Source organism: Micromonospora lutea, assembly GCF_016863535.1.
Classification (GTDB): Bacteria; Actinomycetota; Actinomycetes; order Mycobacteriales; family Micromonosporaceae; genus Micromonospora; species Micromonospora lutea.
In genome coordinates this window covers 40,567-59,137 of sequence record NZ_BOPB01000002.1, presented here as the reverse complement: position 1 = coordinate 59,137, position 18,571 = coordinate 40,567, and the positions used below count along the sequence as shown (strand labels likewise).

Here is an 18,571-nt window from a genome sequence, read left to right as displayed (position 1 = left end):
CGACACCACCAGGCCCGTCGAGCCCGTCTCAACCGCGCTGCCCGGGTGGGCCGAGCAGGGCGCGCAGGGCGTTGAGGATCACCAGGACGTCGATGCCCTCCTGGAGGAAGGCACCGCCGACCGGGGGCAGCCAGCCGATCGCGGCCACGAACATGGCCAGCACGGCCAGCCCCATCCCGACCGTGGCGCTCTGCACGGCGATGCGCCGGGCGTACCGGGCGATCTCCACGGCGTCGGCCAGCCGGCCCAGCTGATCCACGGTGAGCACCGCGTCTGCCACGTCCGCCGAGGCGGTCGCCCCGGTGGCGCCCATCGCCACGCCGACGTGCGCGGTGGCCAGGGCGGGGGCGTCGTTCACCCCGTCGCCGACCATCACCGTGACCGCCCGGTCGACCTCGGCGCGGACCCGGTTCACCTTCTCTGCGGGCGTGCACCGGGCGGCCACATCGTCGACCCCGACGGCGCGCGCCACCCGCTCGGCGGTCTCGGGCCGGTCGCCGGTGACCATGACGATCCGGCGCAGCCCGGCCGCCCGCAGCCGTTCGACGGTGCGCGGGGCGTCGGGGCGTACCGGATCCTCCAGCAGGATCGCGCCGAGCGGCCCGGCGTCGCCGGCGACCCAGACCACCGACCGGCCGGTGCGTTCGGCGCGGGCGCAGGCCGACTCCGCCCACTGCGGCAGCGGGCCGTCCAGCTGGCCGACGCGCACCTCCCGACCCTCGACCTGACCGCGGACGCCATGGCCGGGCTCCTCGGTGACGCCAACCGGCTCGGTGAGGGCCAGCCCTCGCTTGCGGGCGTGCTCGACCAGGGCGCGGGCCAGCACGTGCGGGGAGAGCTGCTCCACCGAGGCGGCGAGGCCCAGCACCTCGTCCTCGGTGACGCCCGGCGCGGTCACCGTCTCGGCCGCCTCCGGCCGCCCGGTGGTGAGCGTGCCGGTCTTGTCGACCAGCAGGGTGCGGGCACGGCCGAGCAGCTCGAGGGAGCCGCCGTCGCGGACCAGGACGCCGTGCCGGGCCGAGCGGGACAGCCCGGACACGATCGCGATGGGCGTGGCCAGCAGGAGCGGGCAGGGTGTGGCCACCACCAGCACCGCCACCGCCCGGACGACGTCGCCGGAGACCAGCCAGCCCAGGCCGGCGAGGACGAGGGTGAACGGAACGAAGGCGACCGCGTACCGGTCGGCCAACCGCACCGTCGGGGCCTTCCGCGCGGTGGCCTCGCGGGCCAGCCGGACGATCCCCGCGTACGTGCTGGCGGCCGCGTCCTTCGTCGCCCGCATTCCGAACGCGGCGCCCGCGTTGACCACGCCGCTCGCTACCTGCTCCCCCGCCGGGCGCTGGACCAACCGCGACTCGCCGGTGACCACCGACTCGTCGAGCGTGGCCGCCTCGTCGAGCCGCCCGTCGACCGGCACCACGTCACCGGGGCCGACGAGCAGCGCGTCTCCGACGGCCACCCGGTCCATCGGCACCACCTCGATGGAGCCGTCCGGCGTCCGCCGGCGGGCGGTACGCGGGGCGCGAGCGAGCAGCGCACGCAGGTCGCGGGTCGCCCGACCCTGGGCGTACGCCTCCAGCGCCCGGCCGGTCGCCACCATCACCGCGATCACCGCCCCGGCCAGATACTCGCCGACACCGAGTGACCCGGCCAACGCGAGGACGGCGATCACGTCTACGCCGTACCGGCGCTGCCGCAGGTCCCGCAGCATCGACACGACCGCCGGCACCAGCGCCACCACGGTGGCCGCCACCCACAACAGGTCGCCGACACCGAGCCGGCCCGCGATCCGGGCCGCCGCACCGGCCAGCACCAGCACGGTCAGCCCGACCAGCGGCGCCCACAGCAGCAACCGGCGGCCCCGGTCGGCCCGCGCCGGCTGCTCCGGTACGCACTGCCGCGGCTCCCCCACCCTGCAGATCGTCGCAGACCGAACGGGCGTCGCACCCCACAACCCCGGCCGGTCGAGGAATCCGGCGGGGACGGGACCTTCGCTCCGTGCGATCGACCGGAGGATGCCGCTTTCTCTCCCTCAGCCGGCCACCCCAACGGTCCCGGCCATACCAGACCAAATACCCTGGCACGCCGGCTACGGCCAGGTGATCGTGGAAACGCGGTTGCCCACGGTAGGCGCCCGGCCAGGTTCGGAGGACAAAGTGATGAAGCGACTCGTCGCCACGACCGCGGTGTCAGCGCTGCTGCTGACCGGTTGCGCGACCGGAGGAGACGACCAGACCGCCGACCCGACGGCGGCGGCCTCATCGGCGGCATCGGCCGACACCGAAGCGCTGCTGGACAGACACGGCCTCGCCGGCAAAAACACCACCGAGATCATCGACCACCTTGACCGGCTGGCCGGCGACGATCGGCCCGCCGACCTGAAGGCATCAGTACGCTCGCACGAACTGGTGCTGTCCGGCGCAGGGCAGGAGCTCACCCTCGACATCCCCGACGACCGCTTCTACCTGTCTGTCGCGCCGTACGTGAACCGCACCCACGACTGCTTCCATCACTCGCTGACCACCTGCAAGGGCGAGCTCGCCGGCACGGACGTACAGGTCGAGATCGTTGATGACACCACCGGCACGCTGCTCGTCGACCGGACCCAGACGACCTTCGCCAACGGCTTCGTCGGCTTCTGGCTCCCCCGGGACATCCAGGGCACCCTGCGGGTCACCCACGACGGCAGAACCGGCACCGCCAAGATTGCCACCGGTCAGGATGCGCCCACCTGCCTGACCACACTGAAGCTCTCCTAAGAGCGACCGGTGCTACGGTGCCGGTCGGCTTGGTTTCGATTTGCCGCAACAGGCTCACCAGCGCTTGAGCGGATAGCGATTACGTTCGGTGACCGCATCGCGGTGCCGGAGGAGGGCCGGCTGCCGCAGGTCGGTACACCACGACCTCACCAACGGAAAGGTCAGGCCGGCTCGGCCCAGTCGCCGAGTGACCAGTCGCGAACCTCGGGCATGTCCTCCAGGTGCTCGACCACGTACTCGTGGTGGCGGGCAAGCTGCGCCTCGCACCATTCCTTGAGGTCCGTCGCACCGCGTGGCAACCGCTTGGCGTTGTTGATCGCATCCATGACGAGGTGGTAGCGCGACGCCCGGTTGCGGACGGTCATGTCGAACGGTGTGGTGGTGGTGCCCTCCTCGATGAAGCCGCGCACCCGGAACCGGTCGGCATCGGGCCGGCCGTGCACCAGCTGGTGGATCGCGCCGGGGTAGCCGTGGAACGCGAACACCACGTCCACCGTGTCGGTGAACAGCTCGGTGAACTGGGTCGAGCTCATGCCGTGGGGGTGGTCCTTGGGGCGCGGCAGTGTCATCAGGTTGACGACGTTGACCACGCGCACCTTCATCGTGGGCAGCCGCTGCTTGAGGATCTGCGCTGCGGCCACCGTCTCCATCGTCACCACGTCACCGGCGCAGGCGAGCACGATGTCCGGGTCGCTGGCGCCGTCGTCGGTGCCGGCCCATTCCCAGACACCCGCCCCGCGGGCGCAGTGCTCGATCGCCTGGTCGATGGTGAGCCACTGCAGCTGCGGTTGCTTGTCGATGACGATCAGGTTGACGTAGGACCGGGAGCGGAAGCAGTGGTCGGCGACCGACAGCAGGCAGTTCGCGTCCGGCGGGAGGTAGATCCGGGAAACGGTGCCGCGCTGGTTGAGCACGACCTGGATCAGCCCGGGGCCCTGGTGGGAGAAACCGTTGTGGTCGTTGCGCCAGGCGGTCGAGGTCAGCAGGATGTTGAGGCTGGGCACCTTGGCCCGCCAGGGCAGGTGCGCGGCCTCCTGCAGCCACTTGCCGTGCTGCACCGTCTGTGAGGCGCTGACCATGGCGAACGCCTCGTAGGTGGCGAAAATTCCGTGCCGGCCGGTCAGGTTGTAGCCCTCCAGCCAGCCATGGCAGTTGTGCTCGGAGAGTACTTCCATCACCCGCCCGTCGCGGCTGATCGCGGTGTCCTCGGGATGCACCTGCTCCATGAAACCGCGGTCGGTGACCTCGAACACCGCGCCGAGCCGGTTGCTGTTGGTCTCGTCGGGACAGAACAGCCGGAACCGGTCGGGGTTGCGGGCGTAAATGTCGCGCATCAGCTCACCCAGCTTGCGGGTGGACTCGGCACGCAGCTGCGCCGGCTGCGTGACGTCGACCGCGTAGTCGCGGAAATCGGGCAGGTCCAGGTCGCGGGTGACCAGACCCCCGTTTGCGTGCGGGCTCGCGCTCATCCGCAGCTCACCCTCGGGTGCCAGCGCCCGGACCAGCTCGCTGGGCGCGCCACTGTCGTCGAACAGTTCCTGCGGCCGGTACGACAGCAGCCACTGCTCGAGCATCCGCAGATGCTCGGCGTTGTCCCGGACGCCGGACAGCGGCACCTGGTGGGATCGCCACGTGCCGGTCACGGTCACCCCGTCGACCTGCTCGGGACCGGTCCAACCCTTTGGCGAGCGCAGGACAATGAGCGGCCAGCGTGGCCGGCTGCCGTCCCAGTCGCCACTGCGGGCGGCCTGCTGGATGGTCCTGATCTTGACCCACGCGGCGGTCAGCGCGGCGGCGAACCGATGGTGCATGCCCGGCAGGTCGGAGCCCTCGACCTCGATCAGCTCGTAGCCGTGGCCCTCCAGCAGTGAGCGGACCTCCTCGCGGCTCTTGCGGGCGAGTACCGTCGGACCGGCGATCTTTGCGCCGTTGAGGTGCAGGATCGGCAGCACTGCGCCGTCGTGGACCGGGTTGATGAACGAGACGCCCTTCCACGAGCCCTCCAGCGGGCCGGTCTCGGCCTCGCCGTCGCCCACCACCGCGACCGCCAGCAGATCGGGGTTGTCCATCACCGCACCGAAGGCATGTACCAACACGTAGCCCAGCTCGCCACCCTCGTGGATGGAGCCGGGGGTCGTCACCGACACGTGGCTGGGAATGCCGCCGGGGCTGGAGAACTGCCGGAACAGCCGCAGCATGCCGGCCTCGTCCTGCGAGACGCCCGGGTAAATTTCGCTGTAGGTGCCTTCCAGGTAACCGGCCGCCACGAGGGCCGGCCCTCCGTGACCCGGCCCAGTGAGGTAGATGGTCTGCTGTCCGGTCCGCTTGATCAGCCGTGAGACGTGCGCATAGATCAATGACAGGCCAGGGCTGGTGCCCCAGTGCCCGAGCAGCCGCGGCTTGATGTGCTCCGGCCTGAGCGGCTCCCGCATCAGGGGGTTGCCGCGCAGGTAGATCTGCCCCACCGTCAGGTAGTTGTTGGCCCGCCACCACGCGTCCAGCTGCGCGACCTCCTCCTCGCTGGGGTGTGCGAGCACTGCCGGCAGGTGATCGTCGATGTCGAGCGCGGCGCGCTGGTTCACAAAGGCAGTCACGAACGCGATCCTTTCACAAGCACGCTGCCCGGGCATTGATGCTGTTGCTCCGCCGTCGCGTCGGACGCCGACTTGGGACGTGCGTCCCGCTCGGTCTCCTACGTCGCAGGTGTCCACGCAACCTTCCGCCGGCGCAGTCTGGCACGGGTGAGGGCCTTGAGGAGTTCACTGGCCACCACGATGGTCGAACCGGCCGCGACGCATGCAAGCCACTGGCCGGAGGTGAGGTCGACGGTGGTGAAGAAGCGGCGCAAGGGCTCCATTTCGACCACCAGCGCCAAGAGCACGACGACGACCGCGGTGGCGACGAACGCCGACGGATTGTTCAGTGTCTCGCGAGCGAAGACGCTGCGAGTGAAATGCCGCACATTGAGCAGGTTGAACACCTGAAAGAACACGAAGGTGGCGAACGCCATGGTGCCCGCCACGGTGGCAAGCCCCGGCTGCGGCTCCGGTCCTGGCGCCAGCGCCAGGACCGCGAGGGTTCCGGCGGCCATCACGGCACTAGCCAGCAGGATCCGCCAGAGCCGCTGCGGAGTGAGGATGCGCTCCCCGCCGGGCCGCGGTGACCGCTTCATCGCATCCACACCAATCGGATCGACGCCGATCGACATAGCCGGTGGGCCGTCCATGACGAGGTTGACGAACAGGATCTGCAAGGCGGTGAACGGCATGCCGCCAGCGACGCCGGTCAGCGACGCGACGAGGAACGTCAACACGAAGCCGAACGCGGTCGAGACCTGGAAGCGTGTGAAGTTGACGATGTTCTCGTAGATGCCGCGCCCCTCGCGCACCGCCCGCACGATGGTGGCGAAGTTGTCATCAGTGAGGACCATCGTTGCGGCTTCCTTGGTGACCTCGGTGCCGCTGCGGCCCATCGCAATCCCGATGTCCGCTTCGCGCAGCGCAGGAGCGTCGTTGACCCCGTCGCCCGTCATCGCCACCACGTCACCGCGGGCCCGCAGCGCCCGAACGATGCGGATCTTGTGTTCCGGGGAGACGCGAGCGATGACCCCGATGTCATCGAGTCGTCGGCCCAACTCGGCGTCATCCTCAATCCGATCGAGGTCCGTGCCGCTCACCGCCTGTCCGGCGATGCCCAGCTCCGCGGCGATCGCGCCGGCCGTGACGACATGGTCGCCAGTGATCATCCGGACCCGGATGCCGGCGGCCCGGCACTCGGCGATGGCCTGACCCGCCTCAGGTCGCGGCGGGTCCACGATCCCCACCAGCGCGACCACGACGACCCGATCCAGCATGTCCTTCAGGTCGTCAGTGGGATCGAATCCATCCGCCGGGAAGTCCTGCGTGCCGACGGCAAGCACCCGCATGCCCTGCCCGGCCAGCCTCGCGTTGGCCTGGTCGTACTTGGCCTGGACGTCGTCATCGAACGGCACGACCTCCGCGCCGCCGTGGTAGCGGTCGGCGCGGGCGGCCAACACGTCCGGGGCACCCTTGACGAAGCACCGGACCACGTCCCGGCCGTGCTCGTCGGTCCACCGATGGAACGTCGCCATGAACTTGTAGTCCGCGTCGAACGGAACCTCCAGCAGCCGGGGGCGCTGCTGACGCAGGACGTCCACATCGACGCCGCCCTTCTCCGCCAGCACCACCATCGCCCCCTCGGTGGGATCGCCGACCAGCTCGCCGTCACGCAGCACGGCGTCGCTGCACAAGGCCATGGCGATCAACGCTTCGTCGAGCGTGTCGGGCACCGGCGATCCGTCGGTGGTGCGAATCCGCCCTTCGGTGGCGTACCCCTCTCCGGACACGGTGAACCGCCGACCCGCCAGCACCAGCTCCCGGGCCGTCATCTGGTTGAGCGTCAGGGTGCCGGTCTTGTCGGTGCAGATCTGCGAGGTGCTGCCCAGCGTTTCCACCGACGCGAGCCGCTTGACGATGGCGCCGCGTCTGGCCAGCCGGCCAGTACCCACCGCCAGCGTGAACGCCACCACCGCGGGCAACCCTTCCGGGATGGCGGCCACCGCCAGCGAGACCGCGCTGATGAACAGGTCCCCGAAGTCCTGCCCGCGCACCAAGCCCAGGACGAACACGATCACGATGACCACGCCGGCGATGACGGCAAGGGTGCGGCCGAGCGTGTCGATCTGGCGCTGCAACGGCGTAGCTCCCGGCTTCGCGTCCTGCAGCAGGCCAGCGATGCGACCGGTCTCGGTCGCCATCCCGGTGGCGGTGACGACGGCTATCGCGTGGCCCCGGGTCACCATGGTGTTCATGAACAGCGCAGTCGCCCTGTCGCCCAACGGGGCCCGCTCGTCGACCTCCGCGTCCGCCGCCTTGACCACCGCCTGCGCCTCGCCGGTCAGGGATGACTCCTGTACCTCCAGGGAGGCCGAGCGCAGCAGCCGAGCGTCGGCAGGGACCCGTGCGCCCGCTTCCACCTCAACCACGTCTCCCGGAACCAACTGCGCGGCGTCCAGCCGCACCAGTCGCCCGTCCCGGCGAACCGTCGCTGTCGTAACCAGCATCCGCCGCAACGCTTCCAGTGACGCCTCCGCCCGTGCCTCCTGGACGAAGCCGATCATCGCGTTGAAGAGCACCACCACCGCGATCGCGACCGGTGTCTCCCACTCCCGGCTCACGATCAGGCTCACCATCGCCGAGCCGAGCAGGATCAGGATCAGCGCATTCTGAAACTGCCGCAGGAATGCCCGCAGCCGAGACTCTCGCGCTGCCTCAACGAGCCGGTTAGGACCGTAGCGCTCCAACCGGCGGGCCGCTTCCACCGACGACAGGCCGCTCGCCTGGTCCACTCCCAATTCCTGCACAGCACGTTCGGCGGGGAGTGCGTACCACGCGGGGGCCGACGTCGTCGCTGGCTGAACCATGTCCACATCATTCCCGGCCACACCGCGCCTGCGCCTACCGGATCAAGAGTGCTGTCGGTGGGGCTTGTCCACGGCCGCTGCGGCATCCCGTACGTGGTGCAGGATCGCCACCGGGCAGTGAGCGTGATGAAGGACCGCGTGGCTGACCGAGCCGAGCAGCAGCCCACTGAGCGCGCCTCGACCACGGCCTCCGACGACAACCAGCTGAGCGATCTTCGATTCCTCTACCAGCACTTTGGCCGGGGACCCCCGCAGCAGCCGCCGCTGAACCTGCACATCCGGGTACCGCGCCGCGAGACCGGCGAGGGACTCGGTGAGGCTCCGGTCCGCCTCGGCGGCCAACGCATCCAGGTCGTACACCAGCGGAAGCATGTCACCCGGCGACACCGGCGTCGGGTAGAGCAGGCGTGCACCGCCAGTCCTCCACTGGTGGCTGGGTGAGGTCGGCGGGGCCCGCACAGCTCCGCAGGCAAGAGTAGGCTGCCGGACCCGGGCAACGGTCGCGCGGCAGCCAGATGGAGGAGCGATGGGACGCTGGCCCTTTTCCGATGACGACCTTCGCAAGATGTACGCGGGAGGGCGGGGTGATGCCACGGCTCGCCGCTTTGCGCGTTTCTGGGCGGCCGTGCAGGGCGTCGGTCTGTTTCCCCGGCGCTGGGTGACGCTGGAGGTCGTCGGGCGTCGTAGCGGACGACTCACCCGGTTTCCGCTGGGCATGGCCGACTGGCAGGGCGAGTGGTACCTGGTGTCCATGCTGGGCGAGAACTGCAACTGGGTACGCAACGTGCACGCCGCCGACGGCCAAGCGACCATCCGGCATGGACGCGCCAGGGCCTGCCGCCTGGTCCCGGTTCCGATCGACCAGCGAGCGCCGATCCTGAAGCGGTATCTGCAGAAGGTGCCGGGAGCACGACCCCACCTCCCGGTCGACCGGCACGCACCCCTGGCCGAGTTCGAAGAAATCGCTGCGCGCTACCCCGCCTTCCGCGTCGAGTTTGCCGGCAGGTCCCGATGAACCGCCGGAGATCCGAAAAGGTGCCCGGTGCGAGCGCGTGCCAGGTCTCTTACCGCGGGTCCCGTCGTCGATCCTCGTGGACGCCGTGGCGCAGGTCTGGGTCGCTCATCACGAAGGTGGCGCTGAACCCGTCCTTCTCCGTCAGCTCGAGCGTCAACGCCAGGCCAGCGGCGTCGACGTCGCATCCGACGACGGTGGCTCCCTCCGCGGCGAGTTGACGGACGATCGCCTGACCGATACCCGATCCAGCCCCGGTGACGACCGGACCCGTCCGGCGTAGCGAGGCGAGTTCAGGCTGTGCCTCAAATGCCCGCTCGGCCCACCTGGCTCGGATGCGACCGGGCGACGGTGACGGTGCTCCGCCCTCGTCGCAGAGCAGCCGGCCGGGCCTATCGGCCCTCCTGGGGAGGGCTTTGGCTTCTGCCCGATTCGCCACGACCGGTCGGATACTGGGTGCAGGATGTGGGCGAAGGTGAGGTCCTACCATGACGGGCAACTATCTGATCGTGGTCGGCGTGGACGGCTCCGAGGGCGGCCGTCGGGCGCTCGACTGGGCGGCCAAGGAGGCGTCCGCCCGCGGCGGCACCGTTCAGGCGGTGATCGCGTGGCGATGGGACGGCATCGAGACCGGCCCGGCCATCGCGACCAACCCCACCGACGAGAAGCGGCACGCCGAGGCGATCCTGGAACGCGAACTCACCGCACTGGCCGCCCGGCACGGCACCTCGCATCCCGTCGCCGGGGAAGTCGTCGAGGGCCGGGCCGCGCCGGCACTCGCGGCAGCGGCCCGCACGGCCGACCTGCTCGTGCTCGGCAGCCACGGGCACAGCCGGCTGCGGCACACCGTCCTCGGCTCGGTCAGCGAGGAGTGCATCCGGCTCGCGGCGTGCCCGGTGGTCGTCATCCCGGTGCCGGTGTCGGCAGCGCCGCCCGCGGAGCCGGCGACACGCGGCTGAGGGGCCCTCGGCAGAACCGCGGGTCCCGCGTTGGGCCTACCTGCCGGGCCTCGGACCTCGGAGCGTCGTATCGGCTGACATCGAGGCCTTTCCGCTGGGGGACGGCTCTTAGCCTGCGAGGATGGAATCGTCGTCGAGGAAATGGAGATTTGGCCATGCGTGCGATGGTCTACCACGGACCCGGCAACAAGAGCTGGGAGGAGGTGCCGGACCCGACCATCATCGACGACACCGACGCGGTCGTTCGGGTCGACACGGTGACGATCTGCGGCACCGACCTGCACATCCTCAAAGGTGACGTGCCGGCGGTCACCGACGGCCGGATCCTCGGCCACGAGGCCGTCGGCACCGTGACCGAGATCGGTGCGGGCGTGAAGAACGTCAAGCCCGGCGACCGGGTGCTGGTGTCCTGTATCACCGCATGCGGCCGGTGCCGCTACTGTCGGGACCAGGCGTACGGGCAGTGCCGGGGCGGAGGCGGCTGGATCCTCGGACACCGCATTGACGGCACCCAGGCCGAGCAGGTACGGGTGCCGTTCGCCGACAACTCCACCTACCCGGTCCCACCCGGAGTCAGCGACGAACAGGTGCTCATGCTCGCCGACATCCTGCCCACCTCCTACGAGGTCGGCGTCCTCAACGGCGGCGTACGGCCCGGCGACACCGTCGCAGTCGTCGGCGCCGGCCCGATCGGGCTGGCCGCGATCCTGGCCGCCCGGCTCCTGTCGCCGGGCCACGTCGTCGCGATCGACCTTGCCGACAGCCGGCTGGACGCCGCCCGGAACTTCGGCGCCGACATCGTAGTCAACAACGGACAACAGGACCCGGTCGCCCGGGTGAACGACCTCACCGACGGCCTCGGTGCCGACGTGGCCATCGAGGCCGTCGGCGTGCCCGAAACCTTCGAGTTGTGCACGCGGCTGATCCGCCCCGGGGGCCGCGTCGCCAACGTCGGCGTGCACGGCAAGCCAGCCCCGCTGCACCTCGAAGACCTGTGGATCAAGAACGTCACGATCACCACCGGCCTGGTGGACACCTACTCCACACCGACCCTGCTACGACTGGTCGCTGCCGGTCAGATCGACCCGGCACGCTTCGTCACCCACCGATTCGCCCTGGCCGACTTCCCGGCCGCCTACGACGTGTTCACCCGTCCCGGCGACACCGGCGCCCTGAAGGTCGTGCTCACCCGGGCCTGACCGACTGGACCGGCCAGGCCGCGACGCGACGGATGGTTGGGGCCTACCGGTCTGCCGGACGCCGAGCCGCGCGCGCCATCGCCGGGCCCGGTCCAGTTCGCCGCCGGACAGTGGTCCCGCAGCGTCCCGCGGTGCCGCTCGCGAGCCGGACCTACGATCCCGCTCGTGGCCAGGTCGGGCGTACGAGGGTGATGTGGCGACCGATCGGTGTGCAGACGGACCGCGGCGCCGAAGGCTTCCCGCCGATGCCATCGGTCTTCCGGTCGGTCAAGTGGCCTCTACCGCCACGCGACGCCGTTCGTCGCCAACGGCCTAGGCCCGGCGACAGCACCGCAACCGCGAACGGCTGGGCGGCTCAACGCAGCCGCCCAGCCGTTTCCCGGCCCAGGCACCGAGTGGAGCAGCTAGGAGGCCGCCGGTGACGCGACGGCGTTCAGCTGGCGCGACACGGCCAACAGAGCCCAGCCGATCAGCATTACCACCACGCCGAGGCCCATTGCCATGGCGGCGACGCCGAAGGACACCACCGAGGTGAACAGGGACGCACGCAGGAACGAACCGTTCATCACGACCGTTCGCGCGGGATCCTCCCGGTCCATCTCGGCGTAGGTCTTCCCTCCGCTAGCCTCCAGCGCGTGCTTCTCGATAACCTCCGCCTCCGAGTACGCGGTGAGCGGACCGTTGATTTTTTCACCGGCGAACCAGTCCGCGTCGTCGGACACGGTGATGCGCTCGTCGGCCAGTTGGCTCTGTACGGTGAACCAGGTAGCCGCGCCTGCCACCAGCATAATCAGGCCCGCGACGATCACCAGGATCGACAGCAGCCGCACGGTCGAGCCGACGGCCCTCGGGGTGGTCGCGGCGGACTCGGTCGAAGTACTCATCAAGTCTCCCTCATCGGTGTGACGTAGGCCCCGCTGTCGCAGCGAGGTCTACATCTTTCTACTCAGTGGTGATCGTCAGCACCAACGTGCAGGCGAACGAAGTCAGAGGGCGACGAGTATCCGGACGGTGAGCCACATCAGCCCTCGTAGGGCGTCCTGTGCCTCTGCCGTGGGGCAGAGCCGTATCGCCCGGAACTGGCCGGCCGCAGGTCCCGTCGACTGCGGACGTCCGACTCTGATCAGTCCGTCGGCAGGCTCGTACAGTGGAGTCGGACGAGGAGGTCGCGATGCGGAGCTGGCAGGTGCGAGACGTGATGAGTACGGACGTCGCGACGGTACAGGACGACACGCCGTACCGGGAGATCGTTGATGTGCTCATGCAACGGCACGTCAGTGCGGTGCCGGTGGTCGACCGGTTCCAGCACGTCGTCGGTGTCGTATCCGAGGCAGACCTGGTGCACCTGCGTTCGGACGCCGAGATCCGCCACGATGTGGTCCAGGAGGTGCTGCGCCGGGTCCTCGCGGTGCAGGACGGCCTCGTCCAGGTGACCGTGCACGACGGAGTGGTCCGGTTGAGTGGGCGGTTGGATCGCAAGACCTCGGTGGAGATTGCCGGCCGCCTCGCCGCACAGGTCAGCGGCGTCGTGCAAGTGGTCAACGAGCTCTGGTTCGACTTCGACGACACCCAGCTCGTTGAAGGATGGTCCGAACGCAGCACCTTCGGCGGCATTACGTGACGTCGACACTCGGATTGCACGCGATATAGGACGCTTGGAGACGATCATGCGGGCGATCTACGTATCAGGACACCAGGCCGAAGGCGGAGCCGCACGACGGGTACGTCGACCGGTAACCGAGGTGATGAGCAGCCCTGTCATCTCCGTCTCCGTCGACACACGGCTCGGTGACGCGCTGGAGGCGATGGTTCGCACCGGGCGTCGCCACCTTGTCGTCGTCGACGCGGCCGGGCGATGCGTGGGCGTACTCGCCGACCGGGCGGTCGCCGCGGCGTGGGCACATGACAACGCCGCACTGTCCCAGCTCACCGTCGCGCAGGCGCTGGACCCGGACCCGGCGGTGGTCAACTCCGAGGCGCACGTGGTCGACGCCGCGCGGCTGATGCGAGCCGGAGGCGTAGACGCCGTCGCGGTCATCAACCCGGACGGCCTACCGATGGGCATCGTCACCGGAAGCGACCTGATCGCCCTCCTGGCCGGTTGAGGTGGGCCGCCGACCGGGGGGCAGCCACCCGATCGCGGCCACGAACATCGCCCGAGCTCAGGACGAGGCGTACCGGCCCGCGCCCCATGCCGCGCTGGGCGGCTTCGGCGACCAGGACCTTCAGCACGACGCGGAGCGGAAGGAACAGCGCCAGGTATAAGACGCTGCCCCGCACGACGATCTCCAATGCCAGTATGGCAACGAATCCGTCACGTCATTCCGGCCGATGTCAGCACATCTCGAACGGGCAACATTCAGATCTACAGATCACGTCCAATGTCAGCGGATGTCGGCCGACGGTGGCTTCTTGTTCTTGAAGTGTGAGCATGTGTGTGAGCACGATGATCAAAAAATCGGCACTGGTCGATGACCAATGCCGACTTCCTGTAGATAAGGGTGGAGCCGAGGGGACTCGAACCCCTGACCCCCACACTGCCAGTGTGGTGCGCTACCAGCTGCGCCACGGCCCCTTACTTTCGCGCCCGGTCGCCCGGGCACTGGAAGAACTATACACACGCCGCTCGGCATGGTCATCTCGCGGGGGTGCCCCGCCGACGCCCTTCAGTTCAGCGCCACGTCCGGCGGGAAGTGCGCGACCGCGGCCATCATGCCGCCCTGGCGGCGCAGCACCATCGGCCACAGGTCGTCGGGGCGGTCGACGAACGCGTCGCCGGGCAGCGCATCGAGCACGAACCAGGAGCCGTCCTCGATCTCCTGCTCCAGCTGCCCGGTGCCCCAGCCCGCGTAACCGGCGAAGACCCGGATGCTCTGCACGTTCTCCCGCAGCCGCTGCGGATCGACCGACAGGTCGAGCGTGCCCACCGCGCCGGACACCTGGTGGAAGCCTTTGAGGCGACGCACCGGCGGGCGCATCCGAGCCAGGCAGATCGCGGAGTCGGGCTGCACCGGGCCGCCCTCGAAGAGCACCGCCGGGTGGCGGGCCAGGTCGCCCCAGTCGCGCAGGACGTCCGCCACCGGCACCTCGGTGGCCCGGTTGAGCACCACGCCGAGCGCACCGCCGGGCTCGTGCGCGACCAGGAGCACGACCGTACGGTCGAAGTTCGGATCCTTCAGCGCCGGTGTCGCCACCAGCAGCTTCCCGGTCATCGACTCCGTCGCCCGCCCGCCGATCGCCTGCCCCTCTCCCTGCATCACGCGCACCCGTCAGTCGTACGCGGGAAGGCGGAACCGGTCACACTCATCGACGGTGTGCCCAACCGGTGATCCGCGCTGTCATCGCCATGCCTGGCACCATAGCTTGCGTCCCCGACCCAGGCGAAGGTCTGAGGGCCGGGTGATCGACACTCGGAATGCTCGAACCGGACCGCGCTGATGGTCGACTCCGCCCCCACCGGGCACGCCGCGCGACCCGCTGTCCCGGCAGTGCCGAAACGCCCTTGGGCCCCCGGGTCGCCCCGATACATTCAGAGGCGATGGCAACGGTCCGCGACACCACCTACGACCTGCTCCGGGCCCTGGGCATGACCACCGTCTTCGGTAACCCCGGCTCCACCGAGGAGCCGTTCCTGCATGCCTTTCCCGACGACTTCCGCTACGTGCTCGCCCTGCAGGAGGCGTCGGCGGTGGGCATGGCGGATGGTTACGCACAGGTCACCGGCACCCCGGCCCATGTCAATCTGCACACCGCGCCGGGCACCGGCAACGCCATGGGCACCATCGTCACCGCCTGGCACAACCGGACACCGTTGATCGTCACCGCCGGCCAGCAGACCCGGGAGATGCTGCTGCTCGAACCCCGGCTCACCGCCCGCCATCCCACCGAACTGCCCCAGCCCTACGTCAAGTGGGCCCACGAACCGGTCCGGGCCCAGGACGTCCCGGCGGCGCTCATGCGGGCGTACGCCACCGCGATCCAGCCACCGACCGGGCCGGTCTTCCTCTCCCTCCCGCTGGACGACTGGGCGCAGCCCGCCGATCCGCCTCCGCAGGTCCGCACGGTGGCCACCCGGTTCGCTCCCGACCCCGATCGGCTGCGTCAGTTCGCCTCGGCGCTGGCGACGAGCCGGTCGCCGGCCCTGGTGTTCGGTGCCGCCGTGGACCGGGCGCACGCGTGGGCGGCCGGGGTCGCCCTCGCCGAACGGCTGGCCGCCCCGGTCTGGTCGGCGCCCGCGCCCGAACGGACCCCCTTCCCGGAGAACCACCCGCACTTCCGGGGTGTGCTCCCCTACGCGATGGGCCCGCTGGCCGAACAGCTCCAGGGACACGACACCGTGCTGGTGGTCGGCGCACCGGTGTTCCGGTACTACCCGCACGTGCCGGGCGAGACGCTGCCGGACGGTGCCCGGTTGCTGCACGTCACCGACGATCCGGAGGAAGCGGCCCGAGCACCGGTCGGCGACAGCCTCCTCGGCGACGCCGGCCTCACCCTCGCGGCGCTGGCCGACCTGATGCCACCGTCGGACCGGCCGCCGCCACCGGCCCGGCCCGTTCTGTCACCGGTGGCAGATTCGGTTCCGCTCAGCGCCGACGCGCTCTTCGCCGCGCTCGCCCGGCACTGGCCGGAGGACGGGGTGTTGGTGCAGGAGTCGCCATCCAACCTGTCGGCGCTGCGTCGTCGGTTGCGGTTCGACACTCCCGGGTCGTACTTCACGATGGCCAGCGGTGGTCTCGGCTACGGACTGCCGGCTGCCGTCGGCATCGCGCTGGCGCAGCGCGACACCGGTCGCCATCGGCCGGTGGTCGCGGTGATCGGCGACGGCTCGTTCCACTACTCGGTCCAGGCGCTCTGGACCGCCGCCCAGTTGCGGCTGCCGCTGGTCGTTGTCGTGCCGGTCAACCAGCAGTACGCGATCCTCAAGGCGTTCGCCGAACTCAAGCAGACGCCGGGTGTGCCCGGGCTGGACCTGCCCGGCGTCGACATCACGGCGATCGCCCGCGGCTACGGATGCGCAACCGCCGTTGTCGAGACTCCCGATCAGCTCGGCGAGACGCTGGCCACGGCGCTACGAGCCGACGGGCCGACGGTGTTGCCGGTGCCGATCCGCACCGATGTGCCGCCGATCCTCTGATGGGTAGGCCGGTCAGCCTGCGGCGAAGCGCAGTGGTTTCCCGTTGACCACGTCCAGGACCGGACGGGCGCCCAACGGCGCCCGAAGCGTCACCGCCACCGGTTCCAGCTTGAGCATGTCGTCGCAGACATCGGTGGACCGCACCACTGTGCCGCCGACCACGACCAGGTGGTCGTGTTCCTGCACCAGTGGGGTGACCTCGGTGTCGCAGCTGCCGACACCGAGCCGGACGGTCAGCGTCGTACCGTCCACGGAGACGATGTCCTGCCCGCTGACCAGGTCCGGCGGCGCGGGCGCGGACGGCGCGACCGGCTCGGGCAGCGCACCGGTGGCGGCGGGGGCGACCGCGACCCGGGCCACCACGGCGTTGATCTCCTCAACGGTGAACAGCCAGGCCGGCACCTGCGCGGTGCCCCGGGTGGTGTGCACCGGTGCGTGACCCAGCTCGACGTCGGTGACGGTGAGCGGGATGCAGGCGGCCTGGAACTCGCTGCTGACCGGAGCGTCCGGCCCGTCCGGCGGGTTGGCCGGTGGCGGCGTACCCGGGTCCTTCGGCCGCCCGGGGCAGGGCGGCGGGTCACCCTGGTCGATCTGTCGGTACGCCTCGGTAGCGGTGATCAGTGGCACGCGGAGTTTGCCGTCGGAGAATTCGATCGTGCCGTCACCCGGCCGCTCGGGCGGCAACGGCACCTGCTCCCGGTACCAGCCGGCGTTGAAGGCCAGCTTGGTCTCCTCGGTGAACTCAGGGTCGCCGACGAGCAGCGTGGGCTCCTGCAGCGGCAGGTAGCCGGTGGTCCACGCCGCACCCGGAGCCCACTGCTCCGCCACTGTCGCGGCCCGCTCCTCGAACGCCTGATGCCGGTCGGTGGCAAGGCCCGGTGGAGTTGATCCGCCGCCCGGCGGGGCGCAGCCGGCGGACATCATCAGCAACGGCAGGCCCAACAGGGCGAGGGTACGGCGCATGACCGGTCAGACGGCGCGCCCACCCGGCCGGTTCCCCGACCCGGAAGACGACTGCGCGCCCCGGTCGGTGACCGGGGCGCGCAGTGCGGTGGTGGAGGTGCCGGGAATCGAACCCGGGTCCTTCGCCGCCTTGTCAGGGCTTCTCCGAGCGCAGCTCGCTGTGCCTCTACTCGGCCCCTCCGATCACGCGAGCGAGTCGGTGTGACGGGCCCAGTCGCTGATTGATCTCGCCGCACGGACCCCGCGACCGGGTCCGGTTGGCCAGCCTTCTAGCTGATGCCGGCTAGCTGGGTCGAAGGCGCTCCCAGGCCGACAGACTTGCTACTCGCCTCAGGCGGCGAGAGCGAAGTCAGCGCGATTGTTCTTGGCGCTTATTGGTTTCCGACGAACGATTCTCGAGACGACGTCGGCTTCCTCGGCTCGCTTCCCCTGCCGCAACGTACGAAGTCGAAACCAGTCACCCCCTCGACAGGCCGCCGGGTTCCGGCGGCTCCGACAAGCGTAACGCCTGCCGCAACCGGATTCATCCCGAGCCCGGAGCCACGTATCGGGGCAGGATGATCCGGACGAATTACGCGTCCATTCCTTTACCGCGCCGGCCCACCGCCCGTTGGATCTCCCGGTCGGCGTCCCGCTTGGCGAGGTCCTGGCGCTTGTCGTACGCCTTCTTGCCCTTGGCCAGGCCGATCTCCACCTTGGCCCAGCCGTCGGAGAAGTAGACCTGGAGTGGCACCAGGGTCAGCCCGCTCTCCCGGAGCTTGCCGATCAGCCGGTCGATCTCCAGCCGTTTGAGCAGCAGTTTCCGGGTACGCCGGGGCTCGTGGTTGGTCCAGGTGCCCTGCACGTACTCGGGAATGTGCATGCTGTGCAGGTAAAGCTCGCCGTCCCGTTCCTGGGCGAACGCGTCGACCAGCGAGGCCCGCCCGGCCCGCAGCGACTTCACCTCGGTGCCGGTCAGCGCCATGCCCGCCTCGTACGTGTCGAGGATGGCGTAGTCGTGCCGGGCCTTCTTGTTGGAGGCGACGACCTTGCGCCCCTTTTCCCGTGGCATCGCCGCGCCACCTCCCTTTCGTCGTCACCCCTGGCCGGCTCGGCCGGTCGA

At 70.0% G+C, this 18,571-nt stretch carries 15 protein-coding genes, 1 tRNA gene, 1 other RNA gene and 2 pseudogenes; 7 read left to right on the top strand and 12 right to left on the bottom strand.

Annotated elements, in window-relative coordinates; translation table 11 throughout:
* Window positions 1-28: 28 nt before the first annotated feature.
* Window positions 29-1,912 carry a heavy metal translocating P-type ATPase gene (locus Vlu01_RS01820; protein WP_203991888.1) on the bottom strand — a complete coding sequence of 628 codons (1,884 nt, stop codon included), beginning with the start codon at window positions 1,910-1,912 and terminating at the stop codon, window positions 29-31.
* A 247-nt stretch (window positions 1,913-2,159) separates the two neighbouring features.
* Between Vlu01_RS01820 and Vlu01_RS01815 the strand changes: the two genes are divergently transcribed.
* Window positions 2,160-2,759, top strand: coding sequence for a CueP family metal-binding protein (locus Vlu01_RS01815; RefSeq protein WP_203991885.1), 600 nt, complete (start codon window positions 2,160-2,162; stop codon window positions 2,757-2,759).
* A 161-nt stretch (window positions 2,760-2,920) separates the two neighbouring features.
* Here the strand turns inward: Vlu01_RS01815 and Vlu01_RS01810 are convergent, their stop codons facing one another.
* The 3 genes and pseudogenes from Vlu01_RS01810 to Vlu01_RS01800 all read right to left on the bottom strand — a co-directional run.
* On the bottom strand, window positions 2,921-5,389 hold the full coding sequence (locus tag Vlu01_RS01810; protein ID WP_203991867.1) for a phosphoketolase family protein: 2,469 nt from the start codon (window positions 5,387-5,389) through the stop codon (window positions 2,921-2,923).
* Between the two features lie 62 nt (window positions 5,390-5,451).
* On the bottom strand, window positions 5,452-8,202 hold the full coding sequence (locus Vlu01_RS01805) for a cation-translocating P-type ATPase (RefSeq protein ID WP_203991864.1): 2,751 nt from the start codon (window positions 8,200-8,202) through the stop codon (window positions 5,452-5,454).
* A gap of 42 nt (window positions 8,203-8,244) precedes the next feature.
* A pseudogene (locus tag Vlu01_RS01800) lies at window positions 8,245-8,604 on the bottom strand (universal stress protein); the annotation flags it as partial.
* Between the two features lie 124 nt (window positions 8,605-8,728).
* On the opposite strand from Vlu01_RS01800, the gene Vlu01_RS01795 reads away from it, so the two are divergent.
* Window positions 8,729-9,217 carry a nitroreductase/quinone reductase family protein gene (locus tag Vlu01_RS01795; protein ID WP_239095634.1) on the top strand — a complete coding sequence of 163 codons (489 nt, stop codon included), beginning with the start codon at window positions 8,729-8,731 and terminating at the stop codon, window positions 9,215-9,217.
* A 49-nt stretch (window positions 9,218-9,266) separates the two neighbouring features.
* On the opposite strand, the gene Vlu01_RS01790 is transcribed toward Vlu01_RS01795, so the two are convergent.
* Window positions 9,267-9,704, bottom strand: coding sequence for an SDR family NAD(P)-dependent oxidoreductase (locus Vlu01_RS01790; protein WP_203991861.1), 438 nt, complete (start codon window positions 9,702-9,704; stop codon window positions 9,267-9,269).
* Between Vlu01_RS01790 and Vlu01_RS01785 the strand changes: the two genes are divergently transcribed.
* Both Vlu01_RS01785 and Vlu01_RS01780 read left to right on the top strand, forming a co-directional pair.
* Window positions 9,703-10,173: a universal stress protein gene (locus Vlu01_RS01785; RefSeq protein ID WP_203991844.1), complete on the top strand. Its 471-nt coding sequence runs from the start codon at window positions 9,703-9,705 to the stop codon at window positions 10,171-10,173. The two genes, Vlu01_RS01790 and Vlu01_RS01785, sit on opposite strands and share 2 nt — an antisense overlap.
* 155 nt (window positions 10,174-10,328) lie before the next feature.
* A complete protein-coding gene (locus Vlu01_RS01780; RefSeq protein WP_203991841.1) occupies window positions 10,329-11,372 on the top strand; it encodes a zinc-dependent alcohol dehydrogenase family protein in 1,044 nt (347 codons plus the stop codon).
* 404 nt (window positions 11,373-11,776) lie between these two features.
* On the opposite strand, the gene Vlu01_RS01775 is transcribed toward Vlu01_RS01780, so the two are convergent.
* Window positions 11,777-12,256, bottom strand: coding sequence for an aromatic ring-opening dioxygenase LigA (locus Vlu01_RS01775; RefSeq protein WP_203991838.1), 480 nt, complete (start codon window positions 12,254-12,256; stop codon window positions 11,777-11,779).
* Between the two features lie 287 nt (window positions 12,257-12,543).
* Here Vlu01_RS01775 and Vlu01_RS01770 point away from each other — a divergent pair, with 287 nt between their 5' ends.
* Window positions 12,544-12,993 carry a CBS domain-containing protein gene (locus tag Vlu01_RS01770; RefSeq protein ID WP_203991834.1) on the top strand — a complete coding sequence of 150 codons (450 nt, stop codon included), beginning with the start codon at window positions 12,544-12,546 and terminating at the stop codon, window positions 12,991-12,993.
* Between the two features lie 124 nt (window positions 12,994-13,117).
* Window positions 13,118-13,477 (top strand): CBS domain-containing protein, encoded by a 360-nt coding sequence (locus Vlu01_RS01765; RefSeq protein ID WP_203991822.1) that lies wholly within the window; start codon window positions 13,118-13,120, stop codon window positions 13,475-13,477.
* Window positions 13,478-13,553: 76 nt separating this feature from the next.
* On the opposite strand, the pseudogene Vlu01_RS27880 reads toward Vlu01_RS01765, so the two are convergent.
* From Vlu01_RS27880 to Vlu01_RS01755, 3 genes and pseudogenes are all read right to left on the bottom strand, one after another.
* Window positions 13,554-13,673: pseudogene (locus tag Vlu01_RS27880) on the bottom strand (DUF421 domain-containing protein); the annotation flags it as partial.
* Between the two features lie 201 nt (window positions 13,674-13,874).
* A tRNA-Ala gene (locus tag Vlu01_RS01760) sits at window positions 13,875-13,947 on the bottom strand.
* Between the two features lie 91 nt (window positions 13,948-14,038).
* Window positions 14,039-14,629: a YqgE/AlgH family protein gene (locus Vlu01_RS01755; protein WP_093406609.1), complete on the bottom strand. Its 591-nt coding sequence runs from the start codon at window positions 14,627-14,629 to the stop codon at window positions 14,039-14,041.
* A 281-nt stretch (window positions 14,630-14,910) separates the two neighbouring features.
* Here Vlu01_RS01755 and mdlC point away from each other — a divergent pair, with 281 nt between their 5' ends.
* The gene (gene mdlC / locus Vlu01_RS01750) at window positions 14,911-16,506 is read left to right on the top strand and encodes a benzoylformate decarboxylase (RefSeq protein ID WP_203991818.1); all 1,596 of its coding nucleotides are present in this window, start codon (window positions 14,911-14,913) and stop codon (window positions 16,504-16,506) included.
* A gap of 12 nt (window positions 16,507-16,518) precedes the next feature.
* Here the strand turns inward: mdlC and Vlu01_RS01745 are convergent, their stop codons facing one another.
* From Vlu01_RS01745 to smpB, 3 genes are all read right to left on the bottom strand, one after another.
* The gene (locus Vlu01_RS01745) at window positions 16,519-17,469 is read right to left on the bottom strand and encodes a hypothetical protein (protein WP_203991804.1); all 951 of its coding nucleotides are present in this window, start codon (window positions 17,467-17,469) and stop codon (window positions 16,519-16,521) included.
* An 89-nt stretch (window positions 17,470-17,558) separates the two neighbouring features.
* Window positions 17,559-17,934, bottom strand: a transfer-messenger RNA (tmRNA) gene (gene ssrA / locus Vlu01_RS01740).
* A 106-nt stretch (window positions 17,935-18,040) separates the two neighbouring features.
* Window positions 18,041-18,520 carry an SsrA-binding protein SmpB gene (smpB, locus tag Vlu01_RS01735; protein ID WP_203991801.1) on the bottom strand — a complete coding sequence of 160 codons (480 nt, stop codon included), beginning with the start codon at window positions 18,518-18,520 and terminating at the stop codon, window positions 18,041-18,043.
* Window positions 18,521-18,571 lie beyond the last annotated feature (51 nt).